The organism is Methylotenera sp. (genome assembly GCF_030653755.1).
Taxonomy (GTDB): domain Bacteria; phylum Pseudomonadota; class Gammaproteobacteria; order Burkholderiales; family Methylophilaceae; genus Methylotenera.
In genome coordinates this window covers 235,154-260,825 of sequence record NZ_JAURYU010000045.1, presented here as the reverse complement: position 1 = coordinate 260,825, position 25,672 = coordinate 235,154, and the positions used below count along the sequence as shown (strand labels likewise).

Annotated in this window: 21 protein-coding genes; 13 read left to right on the top strand and 8 right to left on the bottom strand. The window is 43.0% G+C overall.

Translation table 11 applies throughout. From position 1 onward, the window contains the following. The first annotated feature begins 47 nt into the window (after positions 1-47). The 6 genes from Q7U33_RS09290 (at position 48) to Q7U33_RS09265 (ending at position 7,970) form a co-directional block, all read left to right on the top strand. Entirely contained in the window at positions 48-1,124 is a 1,077-nt protein-coding gene (locus tag Q7U33_RS09290; protein WP_370652003.1) for a Gfo/Idh/MocA family protein, read from the top strand. 225 nt (positions 1,125-1,349) lie between these two features. Further along, positions 1,350-3,335 carry a transketolase gene (gene tkt / locus Q7U33_RS09285; protein WP_304860046.1) on the top strand — a complete coding sequence of 662 codons (1,986 nt, stop codon included), beginning with the start codon at positions 1,350-1,352 and terminating at the stop codon, positions 3,333-3,335. Positions 3,336-3,531: 196 nt separating this feature from the next. Further along, a complete protein-coding gene (gene gap / locus Q7U33_RS09280) occupies positions 3,532-4,551 on the top strand; it encodes a type I glyceraldehyde-3-phosphate dehydrogenase (protein WP_304860044.1) in 1,020 nt (339 codons plus the stop codon). Positions 4,552-4,562: 11 nt separating this feature from the next. Beyond that, on the top strand, positions 4,563-5,744 hold the full coding sequence (locus Q7U33_RS09275; RefSeq protein WP_304860041.1) for a phosphoglycerate kinase: 1,182 nt from the start codon (positions 4,563-4,565) through the stop codon (positions 5,742-5,744). Positions 5,745-5,846: 102 nt separating this feature from the next. Further along, the gene (gene pyk, locus Q7U33_RS09270; RefSeq protein ID WP_304860040.1) at positions 5,847-7,283 is read left to right on the top strand and encodes a pyruvate kinase; all 1,437 of its coding nucleotides are present in this window, start codon (positions 5,847-5,849) and stop codon (positions 7,281-7,283) included. Between the two features lie 195 nt (positions 7,284-7,478). Next, a complete protein-coding gene (locus Q7U33_RS09265; RefSeq protein ID WP_304860038.1) occupies positions 7,479-7,970 on the top strand; it encodes a MarR family winged helix-turn-helix transcriptional regulator in 492 nt (163 codons plus the stop codon). Between the two features lie 190 nt (positions 7,971-8,160). Here Q7U33_RS09265 and Q7U33_RS09260 read toward each other — a convergent pair whose 3' ends face one another. From Q7U33_RS09260 to Q7U33_RS09245, 4 genes are all read right to left on the bottom strand, one after another. Then, on the bottom strand, positions 8,161-9,048 hold the full coding sequence (locus Q7U33_RS09260; protein WP_304860037.1) for a mechanosensitive ion channel family protein: 888 nt from the start codon (positions 9,046-9,048) through the stop codon (positions 8,161-8,163). 247 nt (positions 9,049-9,295) lie between these two features. Beyond that, on the bottom strand, positions 9,296-11,248 hold the full coding sequence (locus Q7U33_RS09255; RefSeq protein ID WP_304860035.1) for an alpha-amylase family glycosyl hydrolase: 1,953 nt from the start codon (positions 11,246-11,248) through the stop codon (positions 9,296-9,298). Continuing rightward, positions 11,241-13,457 carry an HAD-IIB family hydrolase gene (locus tag Q7U33_RS09250; RefSeq protein ID WP_304860034.1) on the bottom strand — a complete coding sequence of 739 codons (2,217 nt, stop codon included), beginning with the start codon at positions 13,455-13,457 and terminating at the stop codon, positions 11,241-11,243. The genes Q7U33_RS09255 and Q7U33_RS09250 overlap by 8 nt, the downstream gene beginning before the upstream one ends. Continuing rightward, positions 13,454-14,389, bottom strand: coding sequence for a carbohydrate kinase (locus Q7U33_RS09245; protein ID WP_304860032.1), 936 nt, complete (start codon positions 14,387-14,389; stop codon positions 13,454-13,456). The genes Q7U33_RS09250 and Q7U33_RS09245 overlap by 4 nt, the downstream gene beginning before the upstream one ends. A 396-nt stretch (positions 14,390-14,785) precedes the next feature. Between Q7U33_RS09245 and Q7U33_RS09240 the strand changes: the two genes are divergently transcribed. The 3 genes from Q7U33_RS09240 (at position 14,786) to ppa (ending at position 16,658) form a co-directional block, all read left to right on the top strand. Further along, positions 14,786-15,688, top strand: coding sequence for a phosphoribosylaminoimidazolesuccinocarboxamide synthase (locus Q7U33_RS09240; protein WP_304860030.1), 903 nt, complete (start codon positions 14,786-14,788; stop codon positions 15,686-15,688). Positions 15,689-15,710: 22 nt separating this feature from the next. Continuing rightward, on the top strand, positions 15,711-16,007 hold the full coding sequence (locus Q7U33_RS09235; protein WP_304860029.1) for a YkvA family protein: 297 nt from the start codon (positions 15,711-15,713) through the stop codon (positions 16,005-16,007). 102 nt (positions 16,008-16,109) lie between these two features. Then, positions 16,110-16,658, top strand: a complete 549-nt coding sequence (gene ppa / locus Q7U33_RS09230) for an inorganic diphosphatase (RefSeq protein WP_019897322.1) — start codon at positions 16,110-16,112, stop codon at positions 16,656-16,658. Positions 16,659-16,733: 75 nt separating this feature from the next. Here ppa and Q7U33_RS09225 read toward each other — a convergent pair whose 3' ends face one another. Further along, the gene (locus Q7U33_RS09225) at positions 16,734-17,426 is read right to left on the bottom strand and encodes a VIT family protein (RefSeq protein ID WP_304860026.1); all 693 of its coding nucleotides are present in this window, start codon (positions 17,424-17,426) and stop codon (positions 16,734-16,736) included. Positions 17,427-17,649: 223 nt separating this feature from the next. Then, positions 17,650-18,066 carry a helix-turn-helix domain-containing protein gene (locus Q7U33_RS09220; RefSeq protein WP_304860024.1) on the bottom strand — a complete coding sequence of 139 codons (417 nt, stop codon included), beginning with the start codon at positions 18,064-18,066 and terminating at the stop codon, positions 17,650-17,652. Between the two features lie 78 nt (positions 18,067-18,144). Here Q7U33_RS09220 and Q7U33_RS09215 point away from each other — a divergent pair, with 78 nt between their 5' ends. Beyond that, entirely contained in the window at positions 18,145-18,642 is a 498-nt protein-coding gene (locus tag Q7U33_RS09215; RefSeq protein ID WP_304860022.1) for a DUF2938 family protein, read from the top strand. 49 nt (positions 18,643-18,691) lie between these two features. Continuing rightward, positions 18,692-18,928 carry a DUF2798 domain-containing protein gene (locus Q7U33_RS09210; RefSeq protein WP_304860019.1) on the top strand — a complete coding sequence of 79 codons (237 nt, stop codon included), beginning with the start codon at positions 18,692-18,694 and terminating at the stop codon, positions 18,926-18,928. A gap of 150 nt (positions 18,929-19,078) precedes the next feature. Here Q7U33_RS09210 and Q7U33_RS09205 read toward each other — a convergent pair whose 3' ends face one another. Next, the gene (locus Q7U33_RS09205; protein WP_304860016.1) at positions 19,079-21,106 is read right to left on the bottom strand and encodes a sodium-translocating pyrophosphatase; all 2,028 of its coding nucleotides are present in this window, start codon (positions 21,104-21,106) and stop codon (positions 19,079-19,081) included. 217 nt (positions 21,107-21,323) lie between these two features. Further along, positions 21,324-21,740, bottom strand: coding sequence for a DciA family protein (locus Q7U33_RS09200; protein WP_304860013.1), 417 nt, complete (start codon positions 21,738-21,740; stop codon positions 21,324-21,326). A 68-nt stretch (positions 21,741-21,808) separates the two neighbouring features. On the opposite strand from Q7U33_RS09200, the gene Q7U33_RS09195 reads away from it, so the two are divergent. Together Q7U33_RS09195 and secA are read left to right on the top strand one after the other, a co-directional pair. Further along, a complete protein-coding gene (locus Q7U33_RS09195) occupies positions 21,809-22,777 on the top strand; it encodes a M23 family metallopeptidase (RefSeq protein ID WP_304860010.1) in 969 nt (322 codons plus the stop codon). A 165-nt stretch (positions 22,778-22,942) separates the two neighbouring features. Further along, the gene (gene secA / locus Q7U33_RS09190) at positions 22,943-25,669 is read left to right on the top strand and encodes a preprotein translocase subunit SecA (RefSeq protein WP_304860007.1); all 2,727 of its coding nucleotides are present in this window, start codon (positions 22,943-22,945) and stop codon (positions 25,667-25,669) included. Positions 25,670-25,672: the final 3 nt, after the last annotated feature.

Below are 25,672 nucleotides of genomic sequence, written 5' to 3'. Positions count from 1 at the left end.
CTTAAAAGGTGCCAGTTTGAAGTTGATTTTACAAAGATAAAGGATTGATTGTGACGCAGACAGTGACTGAAAATAGAAAGCTACGTTGGGGTATATTAGGTGCTGCGCGTGTTAACGAACGCTTACTTCCTGCTATTCTGGAAGCCGCTAACGCACAGCTTGTCGCGATTGCAAGTCGTCGTGAAGGCGCTGCGAAAGCGACTTTAGAGAAGTATGCTCCATGCCACGTAAATGGCGTGCAATGTTATGACGAGATGGATACGCTAATTGCAGATGCTAATGTGGAGGCCATTTATTGCCCAATGGCAAATAATGAGCATGCTGAATGGGCGCTTAAGGCAATCAATGCGGGTAAGCATGTATTGATTGAAAAGCCAATGGCACTTACCGTCGCAGATATTGAAAAAATAGAACAAGCAGCGCTAAAAAATAATGTGAAAGTGATGGAAGGCTTTATGTATCGCTTTCATCCGCAACATGCGCGTATCCAAGAGATTGTTGCGTCGGGCCTGATTGGGGATGTGCTGTCCGCACGCGCCAGCTACTCATTTTTGATGCGTCCAGCGCGCATGTATCGTATTGCTAGTGGCGTGGAGCATGGCGGTGGTGCGATGTGGGATATCGGCCCTTATGCAATCCACTCTTTGCGTTGGGTGATGGGTTTGGGCGTTGATGTAAATAGAGCTAAGCCTGCGGAGCCAAGGTCAGTGATAGCATATGCTAAATTAAATGAGGTCGGTGCGGATATCGTCACTAGCGGCGTGCTGGATTTTGGACGCGATGCAGAAGGTCGTGCGCTATTTGGTCATTTTGATGTGAGTTTTGAGCGCTCGCGTAAATCAGAGTATGAAATCATTGGCACTAAAGGCTGGGTGAAATGCCATGCCGCGTGGGTGTTTCAAAATGATGTGCCTGTCATTTCATGGGCAACTGAAGATGGCAAATATGCAGAAGAGCGTTTTGCACCAAGTAACCACTTTAATCTAGAAATTGAACACTTTAGCGATTGTGTGTTGAACAATAAGCCAACCCATTTAACTTTTGCTGATGCTAAAGCGAACTGTAAGGCAATAGAGGCTGTACTTCAGTCTGTTGCGAACCAGGGCTTAGTGGAAATAAGTTAAATCTAGTGGTTTTTTTGCCAAAATTTTGAAAGTGGGGCTTTGTTGAGAGTCACCACTTTTCTTACGTTGTACTTGCCGAAAATCGCTATCTAAGCAATAATTTAGCTTTCACGTAAAAGCAGTTAAATTTACTGTATTTTTGAAAACTTCAATTTAGGTTTATGAGGTTTTGCGCAAAACGCTATCTTTATAAGTCCTCAAGTATTAATCATTAGGGAGAAAACAATGGCAACACGTCAAGACCTAGCTAATGCGATTCGTGCGTTATCTATGGATGCAGTGCAAAAAGCTAACTCTGGCCACCCAGGTGCGCCTATGGGTATGGCTGAAATCGCAGAAGTATTGTGGAATCATCACTTGCGTCACAATCCAACAAATCCAAACTGGGCTGATCGTGACCGCTTTGTGCTTTCTAACGGCCACGGTTCTATGTTGATCTACTCTTTATTACATCTAACAGGTTACGACTTGCCTATGGATGAAATCAAGACATTCCGTCAATTGCATTCAAAATGTGCTGGTCACCCAGAGTACAGCTATGCACCAGGCATTGAAACAACGACAGGTCCATTAGGTCAAGGTATCACCAACGCAGTTGGTTTTGCAATGGCTGAAAAATTAATGGCTAGCCAATTCAACAAACCAGGTCACGACATCGTTGACCACTACACATATTGCTTCTTAGGTGACGGCTGTATGATGGAAGGTGTATCACACGAAGCTTGTGCTTTAGCTGGTACATGGGGCTTAGGTAAATTGGTTGCTTTCTGGGATGACAACGGTATTTCTATCGATGGTCACATTGAAGGCTGGTACACAGACGACACAGCTAAGCGCTTTGAAGCTTATGGCTGGCACGTTCAATCAGTAGATGGTCATGATTCTGACGCGATTGATGCTGCAGTTAAAGCAGCTAAAGCGGTAACAGACAAACCATCATTAATCTGCTGTAAAACAATCATTGGTAAAGGTTCACCAAACAAATCAGGTAGCCATGATTGTCACGGTTCTGCATTAGGTGACGCTGAAGTTGCTGCAACACGTGCTGCTATCGGTTGGCCACATGCTCCATTTGAAATTCCTGCTGACGTTTACGCTGGTTGGGATCAAAAAGCTAAAGGTTCTAAAACAGAGGGTGACTGGAACGCTAAGTTTGACGCTTATGCTAAAGCATTCCCAACTGAAGCTGCTGAGTTCAAACGCCGTATGGCAGGTGACTTACCAGCTAACTGGAAAGAAGCAACTGATGCATTTATCGCTGCCACTAACGAAAAAGCAGAAGGTGTTGCAACTCGTAAAGCTTCACAAAATGCGATTACTGCACTAGCACCAGTATTGCCAGAATTCTTAGGTGGTTCTGCTGACTTAACAGGCTCTAACCTGACTGCAGCTGCAAGCTTCAAACACGTATCTGGTAAAGAGCCAGGTAACTACATCTCTTACGGTGTTCGTGAGTTCGGTATGTTTGCAATCATGAACGGTATGGCATTGCACGGTGGTTTGTTACCATTCGGCGGTACATTCCACATGTTCTCAGACTATGCTAAGAGCGCATTGCGTATGGCTGCATTGATGAAACAACGCACTATCGCTGTTTTATCACATGACTCTATCGGACAAGGTGAAGATGGTCATACTCACCAACAAATAGAAAATACATCAGGTTTACGTTATATTCCTAACATGGTTGTATGGCGTCCAGGTAGTTCAACAGAAACTGCTGTTGCATGGGTAGCTGCTGTTGAGCGTAAAAATGGTCCAACAAGCTTGGTATTAAGCCGTCAAAACGTTGCTGGCATCAAACACGATGCAGCACAGTTAGACTTAATGCGTAAGGGTGCTTATGTGTTCTCAGACGTTGCTGGTAAAGCAGACGCGATCATCATCGCTAACGGTTCAGAGTTAGAGTTGGCTATTAAAGCGGCTGCTGAATTGAATGCTGCTGGTACTAAAGTACGCGTGGTTTCAATGCCATCAACCAACGTATTTGACCGTCAAGACAAAGCATACAAAGATAGCGTGTTAACTCCAGGTGTTAAACGTGTGGCGGTTGAAGCTGCTCACTCAGACTTCTGGCGTAAATATGTAGGTCTTGAAGGCGCTGTTGTTGGTATCGACACATTTGGTGAATCAGCACCTGGTGGCGTATTGATGAAGCACTTTGGCTTTACAGTTGAAAACGTAGTTGCAACTGTTAAATCGGTGCTTTAATTCGCTAGTGTGACCAAGCGGTATAAGTTTTTAAGTTTGGTCAGTTAGTATTTAAAAAGGCACCTCGAAATTGGGGTGCCTTAATTTTTTATAGCGCTAGTTTTTATAGCGGATGTCTAGCTTTAAGTGGTAGATGAATTTAGGCTATGTATGCTTTAACTGGCTTGCAGTTAATTGAAAATATTTAGGAATTATCATGGCAATTCGAGTGGCAATTAATGGTTATGGTCGTATTGGACGCATGGTGTTGCGTGCAGTGTATGAGTTAGGTCGTAAAGACATTGAAATTATTGCAATTAATAGCGCAGGTTGTGATGCCGAAAGTAATGCACATTTAACGCGTTATGACAGTGCTCACGGCAGATTTCCATTTGATGTAGGTGTCGATGGTGATGCCATGATTATCAATAGCCAGAAAATTAAAACATTTTCAACGCGTAACCCAGCTGAACTACCATGGCGTGACCTAGGTATTGATGTTGTGCTTGAATGTACAGGCGCATTTAATAGTAAAGCTAAAGCACAAGCGCATATTGATGCGGGTGCAAAAAAAGTATTGTTATCAGCACCAGGCGATAAAGATGTTGATGCAACAGTCGTATATGGTGTGAACCATGATGTGATTAAAGCAAGCCATACCGTAGTTTCCAATGCTTCATGCACAACCAACGGTCTTGCGCCAATGGTAAAACCTTTGAATGATAAAATTGGTATCGTTAATGGCCTGATGAACACAATTCATTCATACACAAATGATCAAGTGTTAACAGACTCACATCATTCAGATATGCGTCGCGCACGTTCTGCAACCACTTCGTTGATTCCAACGAAAACAGGTGCAGCAGCAGCAGTTGGTTTGGTGTTGCCAGAGTTGAATGGGAAATTGGATGGTTTTGCGATTCGCGTACCAACCATCAATGTTTCGATTGTTGATTTAACATTTACGCCGTCACGCCCTACTACAAAAGAAGAAGTTAACCATATCATGCATGAAGCGGCAAATAGCGCCGCGCTTAAAGGTATTTTGTCTTACAACGAAGCACCATTGGTGTCTATTGATTATAACCATACTAGTTTCTCATCAAACTTTGATGCAACATTAACTAAAGTGACGAAAGATGGCATGTTGGTTAAAGTGTGCGCATGGTATGACAATGAGTGGGGTTTTAGTTGCCGCATGTTAGATAACGTAGTTGCTATGATGGCCGCTAAATAAGGAGATTTGTCATGAATGTGATCAAAATGACAGATCTGGATTTAAACGGTAAACGTGTATTAATCCGCGCCGACCTTAACGTACCAGTTGCTGATGGTAAAGTGACTTCAGATGCACGTATTACTGCTTCAATGGCGACGATTGAGTTTGCCATTAAAGCGGGTGCTAAAGTGATGGTGACCTCGCATCTAGGTCGTCCTGAAGAAGGTGTTTACTCAGAAGAAAACTCATTGCAACCAGTGGTGGATGTGATTTCGACAAAACTGGCAAAGCCTGTGCGCCTGATTAAAGATTGGGTCGATGGGGGCTTTGAAGTCGCTGCGGGCGAATTGGTTGTGTTGGAAAACTGTCGCTTTAACAAAGGCGAGAAAAAAAGTAGCGATGAACTGTCACAAAAGTATGCGAAGCTATGTGATATTTTCGTGATGGATGCTTTTGGTACTGCGCATCGTGCAGAAGCAAGTACACATGGTGTTGCAAAGTTTGCACCAGTGGCAGCAGCAGGCATATTACTAGTGAATGAGTTAGAAGCACTCACTAAAGCTTTGTTGAATCCAGCACGTCCGATGGTGGCGATTGTTGGTGGTAGCAAAGTTTCTACTAAGCTGACAGTGCTTGAGAGCTTGTCTGAAAAAGTGGATCAGATGGTTGTGGGTGGAGGTATTGCCAATACTTTCTTAAAAGCTTCTGGTTTTGAAGTTGGTAAATCATTGTGTGAAGATGACTTAGTGCCTGTCGCACGCACCTTAATGGACAAAATGTCCCAAAGAGGCGCAGCAGTACCAGTTGCGATTGATGTTGTTTGCGCTAAGAAATTTGATGCAAATGAGCCAGCCATCAAGAAAGACGTGGCTGATGTGGCGGCAGATGACATGATTTTTGATATTGGCGCGAAATCTGCTAATGAATTAGTAGAGATTATTAAAAATGCAGGGACTGTGGTTTGGAATGGCCCAGTGGGTGTGTTTGAATTTGATCAGTTTGGCGAAGGTACCAAAACTATCGCTAACGCTATTGCCAATACAAAAGCATTTACTTTAGCGGGTGGTGGCGACACGATTGCTGCGATTCAAAAGTACGGTATTGAAAGTAAAGTAGATTACATTTCAACAGCAGGCGGTGCATTTTTGGAGTTTTTAGAAGGTAAGAAATTACCAGCGGTTGAGATTTTAGAATTACGTGCTAAAAGTTAACTAGCCCGAACCTTTAGTATGAAAAGTATGACTTTAAAAATGGGGCTGATAGCCCCATTTTTATTTTGAGTTTGTTATTTTTAGAGAAATTAAGGTAAAAGTTTGACATTACGTAAAACAAAAATTGTGGCAACACTAGGCCCATCCTCTACTAGCGAGGAGATGCTTGCGCGCATGATTACCGCAGGCGTCAATGTTGTACGTTTAAACTTTTCACACGGTAGTGCAGAAGATCACATTAAACGTGCGGAAATCGTGCGTAACATTGCAATCAAACTAGGGCGTCCTGTTGGTGTGTTGTGTGACTTACAAGGCCCTAAAATTCGAATTGGTAAATTTGAACTTGGTAAAGTCACGTTAAAAACAGGCGATATCTTTATATTAGATGCTGATTGCGAACTTGGTAATCAATACCATGTTGGATTAGATTACAAAACGCTCCCGCAAGAGGTGTCAGAAAATGCGATATTGTTGTTGGATGATGGTCGCATTACCATGCAGGTGGATAGAATCAAAGGTAATCAAATCCATTGCGTCGTGCTGAGTGGCGGTGTCTTATCCAATAATAAGGGTATTAACCGTCAAGGTGGTGGCTTGTCTGCGGAGGCTTTAACCAAAAAAGATCGAGAAGATATTAAAACTGCGGTTGCGCTAGAAGCGGATTACATTGCCATCTCGTTTCCTAAATCTGCACTAGATGTAGAGCTTGCACGCACTTTAGTGCGTAAGGCTGGCGGCACGGCAAGTATCATTGCGAAAATTGAACGCGCAGAGGCTATTAATGATTTAGAGGCCATTATTGACGCTTCTGACGCCATTATGGTGGCACGGGGTGACTTGGGTGTTGAAGTGGGAGATGCAGCCGTTCCTGGCTTGCAAAAACGGATGATACGCATGGCTCGTGCGCAAAATAAGCTAGTGATTACAGCGACACAGATGATGGAGTCTATGATTACTAGTCCAATCCCGACACGTGCTGAGGTGTCTGATGTGGCAAATGCCGTACTGGACGGTACAGATGCGGTGATGCTTTCAGCTGAAACTGCGGCTGGACAATATCCGTTAGAAACAATAGAGGCAGTACATCGGGTAGTGGTTGAGGCTGAGAAGGAGTACTTTAGCCAGTATCATGCGCAAAAGCTTAATCAGGTTTTTATTAAAACGGATGAAGCCGTGGCCGCAGCCGCTATTTATACTGCTCAGCATTTAAAAGTGAAGGCAATTGCTGCGCTTACGCAGTCTGGTAATGCTGCGCAATGGCTGTCACGCGCGGATGCAGAGGTGCCCATTTACGCATTATCACCAGATAAACTTGCGCGTAGAAAGCTCACATTGCACCGCGGTGTTTATCCTTACCCAATTGAGCAAGAGGATAAGAATAGAGATGAAATCATCGCTGAAATGGAGCAAGTGCTACTCAGGCAACGAGTTGTGAGTGATGGCGACCTTGTCTTGTTAACTTTTGGTGAACCTATCGGGCATCCTGGCGGCACTAATACAATGAAAATCATTAAAATTGGTGAGTATAGAAAAGATTAAGAGGCTATTCTAGATCACACCTATCTAAAAGCGTTGCCGCAGTAAGGGTAGGCATATTCCAAAGTTATTCAATATTGGTTATTTCAAATTCAAGCATCAAAAATTTTTATACAGGTAGGCTTTGAATCAATTTCACATCCTTGTGTAAAATAACCTCTATGCTTCAATTTAAGAAAAAACGATAATCATTCAAATATGAATACCGCCGAAAATAACCTTAATTCCCAAACTCAAGCCCTTGAAACATTGAAGCTATTCCGAATTATATTCAAGTCAGCGAATCGGCATTTTCATGAAATCGAAAAGTTAGCTGGATTAGGCGGTGCTTCACTTTGGGCGCTTGCTGAAATTGTAGAGACAGAGAACTCAACAGTGACTGATCTAGCGACTCAAATGTCAATTCATCAATCAACAGCCAGTAATCTTCTAGATAAGTTAGAGGCAGAAGGCTACATTACTAGAGTCAAAAGCACGAGTGATAGAAGAGTGGTGTGTCTCAACGCCACTGATCAGGGCAGGGAGGTGCTGGCAAAAGCACCCCTTCCGCATAGGGGAATACTTCCAGATGCACTTATGCGATTGAACCCACAGGCGCTTGCTGAGCTTCATAGCCACTTAACTGCGTTGGTTGATGGGATGTTAAAAACACAAATCAACTCTGCGTTTGAACCTTTAGGTAAACGCTAAGATTATACAAATCTTGCATCGTTAATAGCTTATTGAGTTGATTTAGCTATCAAATAGCATTAGAGGAAAGGCAGTCAAAGTTTAGCTGGCACCGTGCCTACACCGTAGAAAAATCAAAAAACTGCGGGTATCACCAAGCCAACTCGTAGCGACTATCAGACAGGCTATGGTTTTGTTTCATTCCAACACCTTATGCTTTAAACGCAACAGATCCATCTTTATATTGACCTGGGTAAATTGTTAGGTGGGGATAAGGAATCTCAATGCCTTGTTGATCAAATGCGGCCTTAATAAGTTTGAGGTATTGTCTTTTGACACCCCATTGTTCAAGAGGTAAGACTTTAAAACGGCATCGAATCACAACTGAGGAGTTATCAAGCTGCTCAACACCAGCCATTTCCATCGTGTCTAGAATTTTGAACTTAAACTCTTGATCGTTTCGTAGTTGCTCACCTACGTTTTTCATGACTTGAATAACTTCATCAATATTTTCGCGATAAGCCACTCCTACGTCAATAACCGCATTAGCAAATCCTCTACTCATATTGGTCACCGTAGTGATAGTGCCATTCGGCACAAAATGTACGTTGCCACTGTAATCCCGCATTTTGATGTACCTGAGCGTAACCTCTTCTACTAGCCCAGCCTTGCCGCCTGCATCCACGACATCACCTTGTCTAATCTGATTTTCCAGCAGTAAGAAAAATCCGTTGAAGTAATCCTTTATTAAACTTTGCGCGCCAAAGCCAACAGCTACCCCCACTACGCCAGCTGCAGCTAAGATCGGTGCGATAGAGATACCAAGCTCGTGCAGTACTTCTACAATAGCGATGATGACGACTACAATCGTTGCAATATAGCGAAAGACTCGGCCCACTGTATCAATGCGCTTCATTTCTTCAATGTCGTCTGATGCACGTTCTTTTAAATGTAACTTAAGCGTCATGATCAGCTTGGAGCTTAACTTCATTAGAATGCCTGCTACCGATAAAATCAGCAGGATGCGAAGTATTGTTTTAATCAGTGCCCACAATACTTCAGGATCGCTAAAGCCAATGCTGGTGAGTATATTCTCCATATTTCCTCCTATTGTTAACTTGTAAAACTACAGTTTGATTGATTAAAGGCGCATTTATTAACTAAAGAAATGCGTGTCTTGGCGCTGATCGTTGAGTCACGTAAAATAAGATCAAGATAAGCCATAGGCCATAAACCAAAGACCATAAACCATAGATGGCCTGTGAAAAATGTTCAGTGTGAATTGTTAAAATAGTCCCGCGATGGCGCTTCAGCATGAGACCTATACAAAAGTAAGTTTTGTTTAGCTATGTTTGTAACCAATAGAAACCAAGTGCAGGTATTTCAATGAGATGGTCATGCGGCTCAATACTGTCACCACTATGTAAATCTCTAATAGCATGAGGTTGGAAAAACCCTTTTTTACAAAGATCTTCAATATTCAGCTGTTGTGGGTTATTGTCAAAATTACATATCACTAATATGCGTGAATAGGTATTGATATTGTCAAAACGAGAAAATACGAACAGATGTGGATTGTCAGTTTCTAGTAATTCACGGTTGTTATGGTCAGCAAATGCACTGATTTCCTTGCGTACCGCAATCATTTTTTTCAGTCCGCTGAAAATTTTTTGTTCTATGCTGCCGTGTTGTTTTCGTAAGCTAGCTTTACTCCAATCTAATTTTGGTCTGTGCACCCAACGGCTATCATGTTGTTTATGCTCATCTAACAAATACGAAACATCATTGAGCGTGCCTATTGCATCGCCGTAATATAAAAGTGGAATGCCACCAAATGCAAGAATAACGCTGTGCAAGAGTAAAATTGTCTGAATAGCTTCTTGAATGGCGATTGGATCATTTGCTTCAATTGCCGCTTCTAGGCCGACTAGTGAAGCTAAAGAACCTGCAATTCTTGTATCGCCATTTTTCTTATTGCTTCCAAATGCAACTCCTCTCGCTGACGATACTTGATGGTTTCCAGTATAGTAATCCACCAGAAATTTACGATGTAACCGTGGGTCATAACCCGCTAGGCGTATGTCGCTATCGTCGAAGCCTAAGCCAATATCATCATGGCAGCGAATATAGTTAAGCCAAGTGGCACGCTCCAATTTATCTGGAATACTCTTAATGCCAAGATTTAGTAATCTTGCTTTTTTGGTCGCTACTGCGTCCCATAACAATGCCATGAGCGTTGCGTTATAGGCAATTTCACATTCTTTAGCATTAATTGCATCTTCACCAAAGTATTTAATCACTTCAACTGGCGCTACAATCGCCTCAGCAATGAACAGCACCCCAGGCGCCGTCACTTGGCAGCAGTCTTTCATCAACTGCAAAATAAGATGAGCTTCACGTTCGTTCTGGCAAGTGCTGCCAATTTTTTTCCACAGAAAAGCCACGGCATCGAGCCTGATGATATCTGCACCGCGATTGGCCCAGAATAAAATAATATCAACCATCTCAATGAATACAGCTGGGTTTTTATAGTTGAGATCCCACTGGTAATGATTGAAAACGGTCATCACCCATTTGCCCATATCAGGATCCCAGGTGAAGTTGCCTGGTGATGTTTCTGGAAATACTTCAGGCATGGTTTCTTCATACATGTCTGGTGTCTCACGGTCATCAAACACATGGTAATAATCCTGATAGCTCTTTTCGCCTGCACGTGCTTTTATTGCCCACTCGTGCTCGTCGGAAGTGTGATTCACCACCACATCAAGTGCGAGTAGCATACCGCGCTTTTTAAGGTTTTTGACCAAGGCATCCAAATCGCTAAGCGAGCCTATTTCAGGGCTTATTTTTCTGAAATCTCTTACAGCATAGCCCCCATCACTTTTACCTTTAGGGCAATCCAAAATTGGCATGATGTGCAGCATATTGATGCCAAGATCCTGTAGGTAAGCCAATTTGCTTTGTAAGCCAGCTAAATTTTCAGAGAACTCTTTACAGTAAAGGGCATAGCCGATCCACTTTTGACTCAGGAACCAATCGTGCTCTTTTTCACGTGCTAAATCTAATTTTCGCAACGCTTGAGGTCTTGCTGCATAGGAGCGTGTTAGCGTTTTTACTAGATTATGCATTTGCGCTTTAAAGTCTGGACGATGCCCATAGAGCTGATGAAACAAACAATAGATGGCATAAAAATTTGCCCCTAGCCTGATATAGAAATGCTGTAGGTTCTTATCTTTTATGTCGTGTTCCAGCTCAATCAGAATGTCATTAAGCATGGAGTGTGAAACTTGTTCATACATGATTGAGCGCCTGTTCTTTTAATGAAGCTTTATCCATAATAACATTCATGCCGTAGTGATTGAGTCCTTCGATAATGCCCGCTGCATAATGACCATTAGCAAAATAAATATGCTGTTGATCACGCAATATCGCCAGCTCTGGGCTATGGTTACCTACGACCACAGCACGTGTATCACCCACTAACATTTCCGTATCGTTCCCAGAGTCACCCGCGACTAAAAAGCTTTCTAGCGGTAAGCCCCATTTGTAAGCAAGGTAACGAATAGCATGTCCTTTGGATGCTCGAATTGGTAGCACATCAAGAAACTCTTCGTGTGAATAAATCAGCTGGGCATGTAGTTTTAAATCTTGCAGATATTCGCAAATCTCATTAAGTGGCGGCATGCTCTCTGGTTTGGCGATGTAGCTTATTTTAAATTCACGTTGATTTTCAGGCCCTTGTAGTGTTAAGCCAGGTAGTTTTGCCAAGGCCTCGGCCAGTGACTCTTTTCGCCATAGATAGCGGATATGGGCAGCCCAGCCCAAATCAGGCACTAGTTTTTTCCCATAATGAATTTCCGAACCAACCGACGTAATGAGTACATCGGGAATTTTGACTTTATTTTTCTTCAGGATAGCCACTGCGCTTTCAATGCTCCGTCCTGTGGCAATACCAAATGCTAGTTTAGCGCGATGCGATTGTAGCCAGCCAGTAAGCAACTTCAGCGCTCGTTTGTCTCCAAGCAGGGTATTGTCAATATCGCTGATCAGTGCCTCTTTAACCAAAGGCATATATGATTTTTCAGCATTAAGAATAATGGCATGCTGACGACGTAGGCGCTTTTTATCTCGGCGAAGCAGTCTGTGTACTTCTTTCATATATTTTTCTACATGAGCCGCCCAGCTATAGTGCCGCCAAACACCAGCGATACCGTTCTTAGCAAATTGGCGCCAGCGCTTTCTATCTGCCAGCACATATAACAGTGCATTGCCGATCTTTTGACTTTCCAATGTATTGACGACTAATCCGTTACGGCAATTACTCACAATGTCACGAGGTCCACCATCGTCTGGTGCAACGAAAGGTAGGCCACTGGCTGCTGCCTCTATGAGTGTTAAGCCAAATGGTTCTGTAAATGCAGGATTAACGAACACACCACGGCGCCTTGCTGCCAGTCTGTAAAACTCTGGTACTTGGTCCTGCGACACAAATTTTGGAATAGCGACTTTACCCCATAGGTCGTAGCGATCAATATCAAACAGCAAGTCCGTCATTACTTTTTGCTCAGACTCATCCAACTGACGAATATCTTCACGTGTGCCAGCTACAATAAGCAGGTTGGCTGCTGTTTGCAACTCAGGACTTCTGCCATAGGCTTCAATCAGACCTTTGATGTTTTTACGCGCATCAGGGCGGCTGATTGAAAAAATGAGGGGCTTTTCTGGTTTCGCTAGATATTTGTCGACTAGTTGTTTTGTATCTTGATCAATCGCTTTGCGCATCAGCGGAGAAAACCTGGAAGTATTGGTCCCTGGTGGTATTACACGGAAGCGTGCGTGATTAAAGTTATTGTAAAGGCCATACTGTTGATCAATTTCCTGCTGGGTACTTGTAATAATCAGCGATGCGTTTTGAATAACTTCCTCTTCAGCAGCGATGCGACGTCCGAAATTAAATTGTTTTTCCAGTGGATGTGGCTTGCGCCCGCTGGCTAACATACGATCGAGTTTTGGGCGGCCTAGCGAGTGGCCTGTATGTACTTGCGGAATTCCCAGTAACAATGAAAGTTGCTGACCAACATAACCTGCATCTGCATAATGCGTATGAATAAGATTTGGTAGCCGACCTTGTTGGCGCAGAAAGTGCAGACATTTATCAACGACTTGATTCAAATGTGGCCACAACAGCTCTTTGCGCAAATAGCGTTTAGGGCCAAATGGTAGACGGATAATGTGAGCGCCATCACCCAGATCTTCGTGTTGTTGAGCATAGTCATCACTCACACTAGTGTCGTCAATCAGGCGCGTCAGTAAATCAACCTTGTCTACTTCTTGATGCAGTGCCAACGCGCGCGCAAGCTCCACCACGTAAGTTGTTTGACCGCCAGTGTCAGCATCGCGCCCAAGCTCCATATCATCACCACGAATCAAGCCATGCAGACTAATCATCAAAATATAGATTGGATTTTCTGATTTGTTAATTGGATTATGGAGCAGAGAGGTATTCATAGATTCCATGCCTGCTTAAATGGAGTATAAAAATCCAGATGCTGAGGCGCACCTCCTCTGATTCCACAAATGGCAGCAGCAAATTGATTTGCTCGCTGCATCAGCACAGGCAGCTCCCAGCCAGACAGTAAGCCAATTATAAATGTTGAGGCAAAAGCATCACCAGCGCCGACAGTATCAATGACGCTTGGAGTTGGGACGACAGGCCCAATATTGTATGACTCCTGTTGCTGGTTGATTAACCAAGCACCATTAGCACCACAAGTGACCAGAATAGTGGTTAACTCGAATTGATCTTGCAGGGCCTTGGCTTTTAATAGTGCGGTCGGTGCTTTTATTTTAAAATAATTAGCGACAATATCTAACTCATCTTCATTCATCTTTACAATATCTGAACGCATTAAAGATCGCCGAACGGTGTGCTTGTTATACCAAGGGGTGCGCAGATTTATATCAAAGAAATGCGGACATTTGCTGTCGCTCAGGAATTTATCGAGCGCCAAACGCGACGGCATACCTCTTTGTGCTAGCGTTCCAAAGTAAACCATTTCTGGTTTTATTGAGATGGCCATCATATGAGTGATGCCAGCGTGAATATAGTCGTATGCTTGATTTGGTAAGATTTTAAAGGTATGGCTGCCATTTTCCATTTGTACCTCTACTTGCCCTGTAGGGTGAGTTTGGTCACATTGGATACCCGTCGTGTCCATACCAAGACGATTCATCTCACTTAATAACTCGTCTCGCAACAAGTCATTTCCAGTTCGACTGATCATGACAGGGTGTAAGTCAAACGCCTGCAAATGTCGTGCAACATTGAATGGTGCACCACCAAGCACACTTTGATCTGGGAAAAGATCGGCAAGCACCTCACCGAATAAGACCACAGTTTTTTTTGATATCCGCTTAGGCTCGCTATTATAGAGTGACAATGCTTCTCCTTAATCTGTCGCTATACATCTTGGGTGATAAGCATCAGCGCATGATGTATGTTTGATTGAGTCTAGGTCGGGTATTAAACGATAACCGACCAATTTAAAGCTGAGTCTGGATATAAGATTAACCAGACGTTGCTGAATCAATTGAAGTTATTGCGCGTATAAGTATCATGCCACTAAAAATACATTTGTACAAATATAATAAAAATATTAGATTCTTTAAACTAATTTAATCGTTCATTCATAATTAGATTAAGTGCCGTTTTGATAGTTCAGACTGATTTTTTTCAATATTTTTAGTATCAATCAGTCTTTTTAGAATTCATCAATAAAGTGCGTTTATAATACGTACTTAGCTCAACTTACTCATTAATATAGTCATCATCACACATGAATAATCCATTATTAGAAACCAGCATTAAAAGTCTAAAACGTATTCACCAAGGTAAAGTGCGTGATATTTATGACATCGATGCAAACACCATGTTGTTAGTGAGTACCGATAGACTCTCTGCATTTGACGTAATTTTGCCTACAGGGATTGCAAACAAAGGTGCAATGCTCACACAGATGGCAAATTTCTGGTTTGATAAGCTACAAAACGTGGTGCCTAACCATTTAACAGGGATAGCGCCTGCTAGCGTAGTAAGTGATCCTGTAGAAAAAGCACAATTAGTCAATCGCTCAGTAGTGGTTAAAAAGCTAAAAGCATTACCGATAGAAGCGATTGTGCGTGGCTATTTAGTGGGTAGTGGCTGGAAAGAATATAAAGCTAAGGGCACTGTGTGTGATATTTCCCTGCCAGCAGGGTTGCAAGAGGCATCTAAGCTACCAGCGCCTTTATTTACGCCATCTAGCAAAGCCGCAGTAGGTGAGCATGATGAAAATATCAGCTTAGCGCAATGTGCTGAGCTGATTGGTGTTGACATGGCCGAACAAGTGGCCAAAGCAGCAATAGCGCTTTACACACAAGCTGCTGAATATGCACTCACACGCGGTATTATTATTGCGGATACTAAATTTGAGTTTGGTTTAGATGAAAACGGTGTGTTACATGTGATGGATGAAGTGCTAACACCAGACTCATCAAGGTTTTGGCCTGCTGAGAGCTATGTCGTGGGTAAAAACCCACCAAGCTACGACAAACAGTATGTGCGTGATTGGTTGGAAGCCAGTGGCTGGAATAAAACACCGCCTGCACCAGCCTTGCCAGCAGACGTTGCCAGCAAAACAAGCGAAAAATACATGGAGGCCTTTGAACGATTAACAGGCCAGCCATTAACGCTTGAGTAAGTCATTAGTGCATTAGACAGTTGTGCTCAATAAACTGAAATCACTGGCTAAACAGCTCAAAAGAGAGCTAGCCGTCTATCGATTAGTCTTAAAACACCCACAAACACCTTGGCTGGCTAAATGCCTGTTGTGGCTGGCTGTGGGTTATTTATTGCTACCGTTTGATCTTATCCCAGACTTTATACCAATATTAGGTCAGCTTGATGAAGTCATTATTATTCCAACATTGCTTTACTTTGCGCTGTTGCTAATCCCTGCAGCACTCATTAAAGAATGTCGCGAACAAGTACAACAAGCCGATGTTTCATCGCCGATTTAGGCATCCTACACTTTGTTACGACTTTTTTCTGTGCGTTCTTTGTGGGCTTGCTATAATTGCGCCTCAAAATTCATTAGTAGTATTTATATTTAGGAATAGACCATGTCATTAAACCAAGTGCCAACCGGTAAAGATGTCCCGAACGATTTCAATGTGATTATTGAGATTCCGATGCAGGGTGACCCAGTAAAATATGAAGTAGATAAAGAAAGCGGCGCAATTTTTGTTGATCGCTTCATGGGTACTGCAATGCAATACCCAACCAACTACGGCTATGTGCCACATACACTCTCTGATGATGGCGACCCTGTTGATGTGTTGGTGATGACACCAGTCCCATTAATTCCTGGTGTGGTTGTGCGTTGCCGTCCTTTAGGCGTGTTGCTGATGGAAGATGAAGCTGGCTTAGATGCAAAAGTACTAGCCGTACCTGTTGATAAAGTGTGTGGTTTATATGGTCATTTGAAAGCACATACTGATGTATCAGAATGGCGTTTGAATATGATTGCTCACTTCTTTGAACACTACAAAGATTTAGATAAAGGCAAATGGGTTAAGATTAATGGCTGGGGCGATATCGAAGCAGCTAAAAAAGAAATCTTACAAAGTGTAGAGAATTACAATAACGCACAAGTTAAACCAGCGTTCTAAGTAAATTACAGATAGCATACTGGTCGGACAAATAAAAAGGCAGCTTAGGCTGCCTTTTTTTGCGTCTAAAATAGATTAAGCGGTGACAACACCAAAAAGTTTGCCAACCCCTGCAGTCGCAGCCATGGCGATTACGCCCCAAAATGCTACACGCGCAATGCCAACCGTTATATTTGCTCCGCCAGCCTTTGCCGCAAGCCCACCAAGAGCGGCTAAAAAGACGAGTGATGTGGTGCTCACATAAGTAGCCGTATTAGAGGCTGGTGCAAAGTATGTGACTAATAGCGGCAATGCAGCACCGAGCGCAAAGGTGGCCGCAGAAGCAACCGCAGCCTGCATTGGTTTAGCATTCATTGTGTCAGTAATGCCAAGCTCATCTCTGGCATGGGCACCAAGTGCATCATGCGCTGTGAGCTGAACAGCAACCTCGTGTGCTAAATCTGCCGTTAAACCACGCTGCATATAAATCCCCGTCAACTCTTTTAGCTCGCTTTCATGATCATTTGCCAGCTCTAAGCGCTCGCGTGCAAGGTCTGCTGCTTCCGTGTCTGATTGCGAGCTGACGGAGACGTACTCACCTGCGGCCATCGACATAGACCCTGAAACTAAACAAGCCACGCCTGTGATAAGTATGCTCTCGTTAGAGGCGCCAGCAGCGGCAACGCCTATGATAAGGCTGGCGGTAGAGATAATGCCATCATTGGCACCTAACACTGCGGCGCGTAGCCAGCCAATACGGTGAGAGCGGTGAAATTCAGAATGTCTCATAATTGGAGCCTTGGGTTGTGTAGAGTTGGATAAAAACCATTAATGATGAATCAGTTTGTTATTTTAGCGGAGCAGTTTGATTTTGGTGATTAAAAATTGGTATTTATTCTCGAGAGCCAATTTAGAGGATATGACCGTTAAATCCCCAAAGAGGTCGTTGGTATATGAATTTCGGACGCCGACCTTCAACTACTGCACATGTGTTGAATGCTTTAATCTTATGCTATTTCCGTTTTCTTAACGTATTTTTATAAAGCTTTCCTTGTATTGCAGCTTTCATTAAACGTTTAAAAGACGCACACTCTAAATGGCTATGTGCCTTGCATACTGCAGCGTGTTTTAAGCTGTTACTCATAATAGTTAACCTTTTGATAGCCTCATCAATTTGGTCTGCCTTTTCTAACAGCATATCTCGATTAATTAGATTTTGCCCATCTAAGCTAAACATAGTAGATATTTCATCTAACGAGAAGTCCGCGCTTTGTGCAAGTGATATGAGTGCTAGTTGATCAATTATCGTGTCAGAGAATCTTCTTTGAAGTCCGCTTCTTCCAAGTGATTTAATTAATCCCTTTTCCTCATAGTATCTTAAGGTGGATGCTGGAATTCCCGTTTTCTTAACCACTTCAGAAATGTTCATTTAGCGCTTGACCTCAAGTTAACTTGAACTTGTATAGTGCTACATATTGTAGTTTCAGTCAATAAAAAGGAGGCGTAAATGAGCGGAACAATTGATGTTTTGATAAGTGGAGTTCTATTAGGTATTGCAGCGACTGTTATTTTCGATGTGTGGATTCTGCTGCAAAAGAGTCTGGGGTTACCAGCATTAAACTTCAATTTTCTTGGCAGATGGGTTGCAAACTTTAAGAGTCTAAAATTTACACATACGGCTATTAAAGAAGCTCCCAAAGTGAAATTCGAGCTTTATGTTGGCATTGTTGCGCACTATCTGATTGGTATATTCATAGCATTTCTCTTAATAATGATTAATGGAGAGTCTTGGTTAAAGAGTCCTGATGTCATCTCAGCAATATTAATAGGGATTGCAACTGTGGTTTTTCCATTACTCATTATGCAACCAGCAATGGGTGCTGGATTTTCATTCCTTAATACTGCACACCCTATTAAAAACAGCTTAAAAAGTGCATTAAACCATACGGTTTTTGGCGGATGTCTTTACTTGTCTGGGTTGTTACTGGCTAAGCTAAATTTTTAACTTGCAAGCAAAAAGCGATATCAAAAATATTTTATTAAAAGGAGTAATTATGAAATTCAAACTACCAAAAAGATATGCGACTATCACATTTGCGTTTTACATGTCTGCAATCATGGCAATTCTGATGTGCTTAGTTATTGTTGGGCTAAATACAGGTTTTAACGGAAATTACTTGTACCGTGTTATAAAAGCATATGAGTTGGCAATGCCTTCAGCGTTTATCTTCATTCAGTTGATCAGACCAGCTGTGATTAAATTAGTCGAGATTAGCATATCAAATAGCTGATAGAAAATTAGGATACCCCTGTTTTACAACTGGGAGATAGGGGTATTCACTCAACATTTTACATAAATACAAATTTTGAAATATCGCATTTGAGGCCATTCGATAGATAAAAAAGGCGACCGAAGCCGCCTGATATGGGTGAGTAGGTGCTTATAGTAATGGCACTATCAATAAAGCCACGATATTGATAATCTTAATTAATGGATTAACCGCTGGCCCAGCTGTATCTTTGTATGGGTCGCCAACTGTATCGCCAGTTACTGCGGCCTTGTGAGCATCAGAGCCCTTGCCACCGTGGTTGCCATCTTCAATGTACTTTTTAGCATTGTCCCAAGCGCCACCACCAGTACACATGGAGATTGCAACAAATAGGCCAGTCACAATCGTCCCCATCAATAAGCCGCCAAGTGCTACTGGGCCTAATATGAGGCCAACGGCAACTGGTACAGCCACTGGTAATAGTGATGGAATCATCATTTCTTTAATGGCTGCAGTAGTCAGCATATCAACCGCTTTGCCATACTCAGGTTTGGCCGTGCCTTCCATGATGCCTTTAATGTCGCGGAACTGACGGCGTACTTCTTCAACCACAGCGCCAGCTGCACGGCCAACAGCCTCCATTGCCATCGCGGCAAATAGGAATGGAATTAAGCCGCCAATAAATAAACCAATAATCACCATTGGGTCACTTAAATCAAACTTAACATCAATACCAGCGCCTTCAAGTTTGTGTGTGTAGTCAGCAAACAACACTAGTGCGGCTAAGCCAGCTGAACCTATCGCATAGCCTTTAGTGACAGCTTTTGTGGTGTTGCCAACCGCATCAAGTGGGTCGGTAACATCCCGCACACTGCTAGGTAGCTCTGCCATTTCAGCAATGCCACCTGCGTTGTCAGTAATTGGGCCATAAGCATCTAAAGCTACCACAATGCCTGCCATACTTAACATTGAGGTTGCCGCGATTGCAATACCGTATAGGCCTCCCAAGTAATAAGCGGACCAAATAGCAAGGCACACTGAGAGTACTGGCCAAGCGGTTGATTTCATTGAAATACCAATACCAGCAATGATGTTGGTTGCGTGTCCAGTGGTAGAAGCCTGTGCCACGTGCCTTACAGGTGCGTAATCTGTGCCTGTGTAGTATTCTGTAATCCAAACCAAAGCGGCAGTTAATACCAAACCTACTGCACATGCGCCAAATAGCTGGTTAGCAGAAATAACCAAGTCGCCAGCAGTTAACCCGTTTGGGAACATTGTGGTTGTTACAAAGTAAAATGCGCCTAAAGATAACAAACCTGCCACCGCAAGCCCTTTGTATAAGGCGGGCATTACGTTTTTCATGCCAGGGGATGCTTTTACAAAAAAACAGCCAATGATAGAAGCAACAATAGAAACCGCGCCTAGCATGAGTGGATAAAGCACACCGTTTGCACCATCGGTTGTAATCAATAAGCTACCTAATACCATCGTCGCGATAATCGTGACTGCGTAGGTTTCAAATAAGTCTGCTGCCATACCAGCACAGTCACCTACGTTATCGCCTACATTGTCCGCAATCACGGCTGGGTTGCGTGGGTCATCTTCTGGGATGCCTGCCTCAACTTTACCTACTAGGTCAGCGCCTACATCTGCACCCTTGGTAAAAATACCACCACCTAAACGCGCAAATATAGAAATAAGAGATGAGCCAAATGCAAGGCCAATTAACGGATCTAAGTCTGTTGCAGCTTCACCACCCAAATAGGCATAAAAGCCTGTCACACCTAACAAGCCTAAGCCTACCACTAGCATGCCTGTAATCGCACCGCCTTTAAATGCCACATCAAGTGCTGGTGCAATGCCTTTTGTTGCGGCTTGGGCAGTGCGTACGTTTGCCTTCACAGAAACGTTCATGCCAATAAAGCCGCATGCGCCCGATAGCACGGCACCTAAAACGAAGCCAATCGACGTAGGAATGTTTAGGAAAATGCCAATTAAAATGGCTAGGATAACGCCAACGATAGTGATGGTTTTGTACTGACGGGCGAGATAAGCTGCTGCGCCTTGTTGAATTGCACTCGCAATTTCTTGCATACGTGCATTGCCTGCGGGTAAACCTGAAATCCACTTACTCATTACTGCACCATACAGTACCGCCAATATCGCGGCGCCTATGGCAATCATTAGTTCGACTGACATGACTTCTCCCTATCTAAATTTTTATTAAAACTGCAAAATAAAACTAGTGTGAAAACGAAACCAAGTGCTAAACGTTTGTTGCAGGTAAAGCTTAAGTTGAGGTTTAATACTCCTTGAAATTTGTAAATAAATTGTAACCTAGCTTTATTATTGCATTATTAAGTTAGGCGAACAATAGCGCTAGCCTATAACTTCACTCTTAAGGTGAGTGAGTCACTCACTTTGCGTTTTTAAGTAGTTTTGCTAATGAGTCGCCCAGCGTTGTACCAGATAATTTTGCCTCTAGTTTTTGTAGCTGATTAACAGCCTCTGGGCTGAGTGATTTTGTGGATTTAGGTACAGGAAGTGGGCTAGATTTTGCTTGCACTTTTACTCGAATTGCAGTAACTTCGTAGCCTTGCTTTTCTAGCCTAATCAATAAGCTAGGGATTAAAAGTTTAATTTTTGCAGCAACCGCGTTGTTGTTTGCATATACGGTGAATTGATTGTTCTTGATGCTGCTGATATGGCTATATTGCGCCATGTTGTCAGGTGCGATTTCCGCCCAAAGTTTTTGTGCAGCCTGAGTTTCCAGCGTTCGTTTATTGAGCTCATTTAACTCGGGTTGCTTAAGTAATGTATTAAATCTTTGCATAGTAAATCTTTGCGTACTATATTTTTCTATAGTGCCATTGTAAGGTGCTGGCAGGGGTTAGGGGTAGCATGAATATCATCTTGGTCTCAAATAATATGGCAAAAGCCAGAACGCTCTCATTACTGCAAGTCGGTATGATTGTGTTTGCACTGGTGATGTTGCCAGTACTCACTGTGCTTATGTTCATTGTGCCACAGGAGCCAACTGCACAACAGGGTGTTAAGTCATTGATCCCACATCATTTGCGTTTTTCTTTTAATAACCCACAAAAACATCTTGATGCCTACGCTGTGCAATTAGGTGAAATGCAAGCACGTATGATGCGGCTAGATGCACAAAGTGAGCGTTTAGCTAAGCTTGCTGGCGATAAAAAGAACATTAGCAATAACAGGCCAGATTCACCTACGTTGCCTAAGCCAAATTACACGTCAACATCAAGTTCAGTGCCAGCACTCGCTGAGCCTATCATTAATGTAGGGGTCGGTGCAAATCAAGGAGGGCCACTAGTGCATAGTGCCCCGCTGTCTGAAACTGAGCTGCAAAATAAGATTGCCGAGTTAATGGCAAAGGTTGAGTTCAATACAGAATACTTAAATGATATTGAAGCAAAATTGCTACACCAAAGCGTATTAAAAAACACGCTACCAAATAGCAGCCCTGTTGATGCCGCGTTTAACTCATCAAGCTTTGGTTGGCGTTTAGACCCGTTTAATGGCTATAGAGCATTTCATGAAGGATTAGACTTCACTGCGTCCACAGGGGCAGCGATTTATGCGGCGGCCAGTGGTATTGTTTCAGTGGCAGGTCAGACCCCTGATTATGGTAAAATCGTTAAGATTGATCACGGATCTGGTTTAGAAACACGTTATGCACATGCTTCTAAACTGCTTGTTAGCGCAGGTCAGCGCGTGGCAAAAGGGCAAAAGATTGCAGAAGTTGGTAGTACGGGGCGGTCGACAGGGCCACATTTGCATTATGAAATTAGATTAAATGGTAACCCTTTGGACCCAAGAAAATATCTGAGTGCGTCACGTTAATGATTAACCTTAAGTAATTTAGTCCTTGAAATAATAAAAATAAACTCCATTAAATTCTTTATGATTTATTACCTCACAGCCATTTCAAGTTTACAATCACACTCTTAATTTCAATTATTTACTCAATTAAAGTTGTTTATCCTCTAGCGGAAAGTCCTTCATTTCATGATATCTACGTTGTTCAAAAAATTATTCGGTAGCCGTAACGATAGGCTTGTTAAGCAATATGCACAGAAAGTAGAGCAAATTAATGCATTAGAGCCGGCGATGCAGGCACTAAGTGATGATGAACTACGCGCGAAAACAGAAGAGTTTAAGCAACGTTATACCAATGGTGAGTCTCTAGAAAAGCTGCTTCCTGAAGCGTTTGCTGTGGTTCGCGAAGGTGGGCAACGTGCTTTGGGTATGCGCCACTTTGATGTGCAGCTCATCGGCGGTATGGTGCTGAATGCCGGCAAAATTTCCGAGATGCGTACTGGTGAGGGTAAAACCTTGGTAGCGACATTACCTACTTACCTAAACGCCATCACAGGTAAAGGCGTACATGTCATTACCGTGAACGATTACCTCGCAAAACGCGATGCGGAGTGGATGGGTAAGCTATATAACTTTTTAGGCTTATCAATTGGTATTAACTTATCGCAAATGCCACACGATGCAAAACGTGATGCTTACGCGGCAGACATTACATACGGTACTAATAATGAGTTTGGTTTTGACTACCTGCGCGACAATATGGTGTATAGCCGTGAAGAGCGCGTACAACGTGGCTTAAATTATGCACTGATTGATGAGGTCGATTCAATTTTGATCGATGAAGCGCGTACGCCGTTGATTATTTCAGGCCAAGCGGATGACAGTGTTGCCTTGTATAAGCAAATCAACGATGTTGCTGCCAAACTGATTCCACAAACAGAAGAAGAGGGTGAAGGCGACTTCTGGGTAGATGAAAAAGCACAGAATGTGGTGATGTCGGAGCAAGGCCATGAGCACGCTGAGGCGATATTGGCTGAAGCAGGTTTATTGGCAGAAGGCTCAAGTTTGTACGAAGCTTCTAACATCACATTAGTGCATCATTTATACGCTTCACTACGTGCGCGTAACCTTTATCATCGTGACCAGCACTATGTGGTGCGTGATGGTGAAATCATCATTGTGGATGAGTTCACTGGTCGTATGATGTCTGGTCGTCGTTGGTCTGATGGTTTGCATCAAGCGGTTGAAGCTAAAGAAGGCGTTGAGATTCAAAAAGAAAATCAAACCTTAGCTTCCATTACTTTCCAAAATTACTTCCGTATGTACAACAAACTGTCTGGTATGACAGGTACTGCCGATACAGAAGCTTATGAGTTTAACCAAATTTACGGTCTAGAAACTGTTGTGATTCCAACACATCGTCCGATGCAACGTAAAGATGCAATGGATAAAGTGTATAGGACATCTCGTGAAAAATACGAGGCAGTTATTTTAGATATTAAAGATTGCCAAAGTCGTGGACAGCCAGTGTTGGTGGGTACGACTTCGATTGAAAACTCAGAGTTGATTTCTAACTTATTGACTGAGGCAAAACTGGAACATCAGGTATTGAACGCGAAACAGCATGAGCGTGAAGCGCATATTATTGTGCAAGCGGGTCGTCCTGGTGTGATTACGATTGCAACTAACATGGCAGGCCGTGGTACTGACATTGTATTGGGTGGTAACCCTGAGCCTGAAATTTCAGCAATCCATGCAGATGAAACATTAACCGACGCACAAAAAACGAGCAAAGTGGCTGAAATTAAAGCCGCTTGGCAAGTAGTGCATGATGCGGTGTTGGCTGCTGGTGGTTTGCACATTGTGGGTACAGAGCGTCATGAATCACGCCGTGTAGATAATCAGCTACGTGGTCGTTCAGGTCGTCAAGGTGATGCAGGCTCTAGCCGTTTCTATTTATCTTTAGAAGATCAGTTGTTAAGAATTTTTGCCTCAGACCGTGTTTCAGCGATTATGGGTAAGCTCAATATGCCAGACGGTGAGGCGATTGAGCATCCATGGGTAACGCGCGCGATTGAGAATGCACAGCGTAAAGTTGAAGGCCGTAACTTTGATATTCGTAAACAATTATTAGAGTTTGATGATGTATCTAACGACCAGCGTAAAGTGATTTATGAGCAACGTAATGAGTTACTTGAAGCCGTTGATGTAGGCGATACGATCAAAGCAATGCGTGAAGACGTGATTGCAGTGATGATCGCAACACATATTCCACCAGATAGCGTTGAAGAGTTATGGGATGTGCCAGCGTTGGAGCGTGAGCTGAAATCTGAGCTTGGTTTAGAGATTGCATTGCAAAAAATGCTGGAAGAAAACCCAGACTTACACGAAGAAACATTGCGTGAGCGTATTTTTGCCGCAGCCAATGAAGCTTATCAAGCAAAAGAAGACCTTGCTAGCCCAGATATATTGCGTCAATTTGAACGCTCAGTGATGTTGCAAAGCTTGGATAACCACTGGCGTGAGCATTTAGCCGCGTTAGATCATCTGCGCCAAGGCATTCATTTACGCTCTTATGCGCAAAAGAACCCTAAGCAAGAATACAAACGTGAGGCATTTGAACTGTTTGAAGGCTTGTTAAATACCATTAAATCAGAAGTTACTAAAGTGACGATGTTAGTACAGGTTAAGACTGAAGCTGATGTTGAAGCCGTTGAGAAACCAGTAGAAGTTGAAAATGTACAGTATCAGCATGCAGATTATGATGAAGCGCTAGCGAGTGAAGTTGTTTCAGATGAGTTTGCAGCAGACCCACAACAACCGATGGTACGTGATGGCGTTAAAGTAGGTCGTAATGATCCATGCCCATGCGGATCTGGCAAGAAATACAAACAGTGCCACGGCATATTAAGTTAATAG

What these genes read in the sequence shown, in the direction of transcription:
- tkt (WP_304860046.1), top strand. Translation starts at nt 1,350, where the DNA reads ATGGCAACACGTCAAGACCTAGCTAATGCGATTCGTGCGTTATCTATG.
- gap (WP_304860044.1), top strand. Translation starts at nt 3,532, where the DNA reads ATGGCAATTCGAGTGGCAATTAATGGTTATGGTCGTATTGGACGCATG.
- Q7U33_RS09275 (WP_304860041.1), top strand. Translation starts at nt 4,563, where the DNA reads ATGAATGTGATCAAAATGACAGATCTGGATTTAAACGGTAAACGTGTA.
- Q7U33_RS09265 (WP_304860038.1), top strand. Translation starts at nt 7,479, where the DNA reads ATGAATACCGCCGAAAATAACCTTAATTCCCAAACTCAAGCCCTTGAA.
- Q7U33_RS09260 (WP_304860037.1), bottom strand. Translation starts at nt 9,048, where the DNA reads ATGGAGAATATACTCACCAGCATTGGCTTTAGCGATCCTGAAGTATTG.
- Q7U33_RS09255 (WP_304860035.1), bottom strand. Translation starts at nt 11,248, where the DNA reads ATGTATGAACAAGTTTCACACTCCATGCTTAATGACATTCTGATTGAG.
- Q7U33_RS09250 (WP_304860034.1), bottom strand. Translation starts at nt 13,457, where the DNA reads ATGAATACCTCTCTGCTCCATAATCCAATTAACAAATCAGAAAATCCA.
- Q7U33_RS09240 (WP_304860030.1), top strand. Translation starts at nt 14,786, where the DNA reads ATGAATAATCCATTATTAGAAACCAGCATTAAAAGTCTAAAACGTATT.
- ppa (WP_019897322.1), top strand. Translation starts at nt 16,110, where the DNA reads ATGTCATTAAACCAAGTGCCAACCGGTAAAGATGTCCCGAACGATTTC.
- Q7U33_RS09225 (WP_304860026.1), bottom strand. Translation starts at nt 17,426, where the DNA reads ATGAGACATTCTGAATTTCACCGCTCTCACCGTATTGGCTGGCTACGC.
- Q7U33_RS09220 (WP_304860024.1), bottom strand. Translation starts at nt 18,066, where the DNA reads ATGAACATTTCTGAAGTGGTTAAGAAAACGGGAATTCCAGCATCCACC.
- Q7U33_RS09215 (WP_304860022.1), top strand. Translation starts at nt 18,145, where the DNA reads ATGAGCGGAACAATTGATGTTTTGATAAGTGGAGTTCTATTAGGTATT.
- Q7U33_RS09210 (WP_304860019.1), top strand. Translation starts at nt 18,692, where the DNA reads ATGAAATTCAAACTACCAAAAAGATATGCGACTATCACATTTGCGTTT.
- Q7U33_RS09205 (WP_304860016.1), bottom strand. Translation starts at nt 21,106, where the DNA reads ATGTCAGTCGAACTAATGATTGCCATAGGCGCCGCGATATTGGCGGTA.
- Q7U33_RS09200 (WP_304860013.1), bottom strand. Translation starts at nt 21,740, where the DNA reads ATGCAAAGATTTAATACATTACTTAAGCAACCCGAGTTAAATGAGCTC.
- Q7U33_RS09195 (WP_304860010.1), top strand. Translation starts at nt 21,809, where the DNA reads ATGAATATCATCTTGGTCTCAAATAATATGGCAAAAGCCAGAACGCTC.
- secA (WP_304860007.1), top strand. Translation starts at nt 22,943, where the DNA reads ATGATATCTACGTTGTTCAAAAAATTATTCGGTAGCCGTAACGATAGG.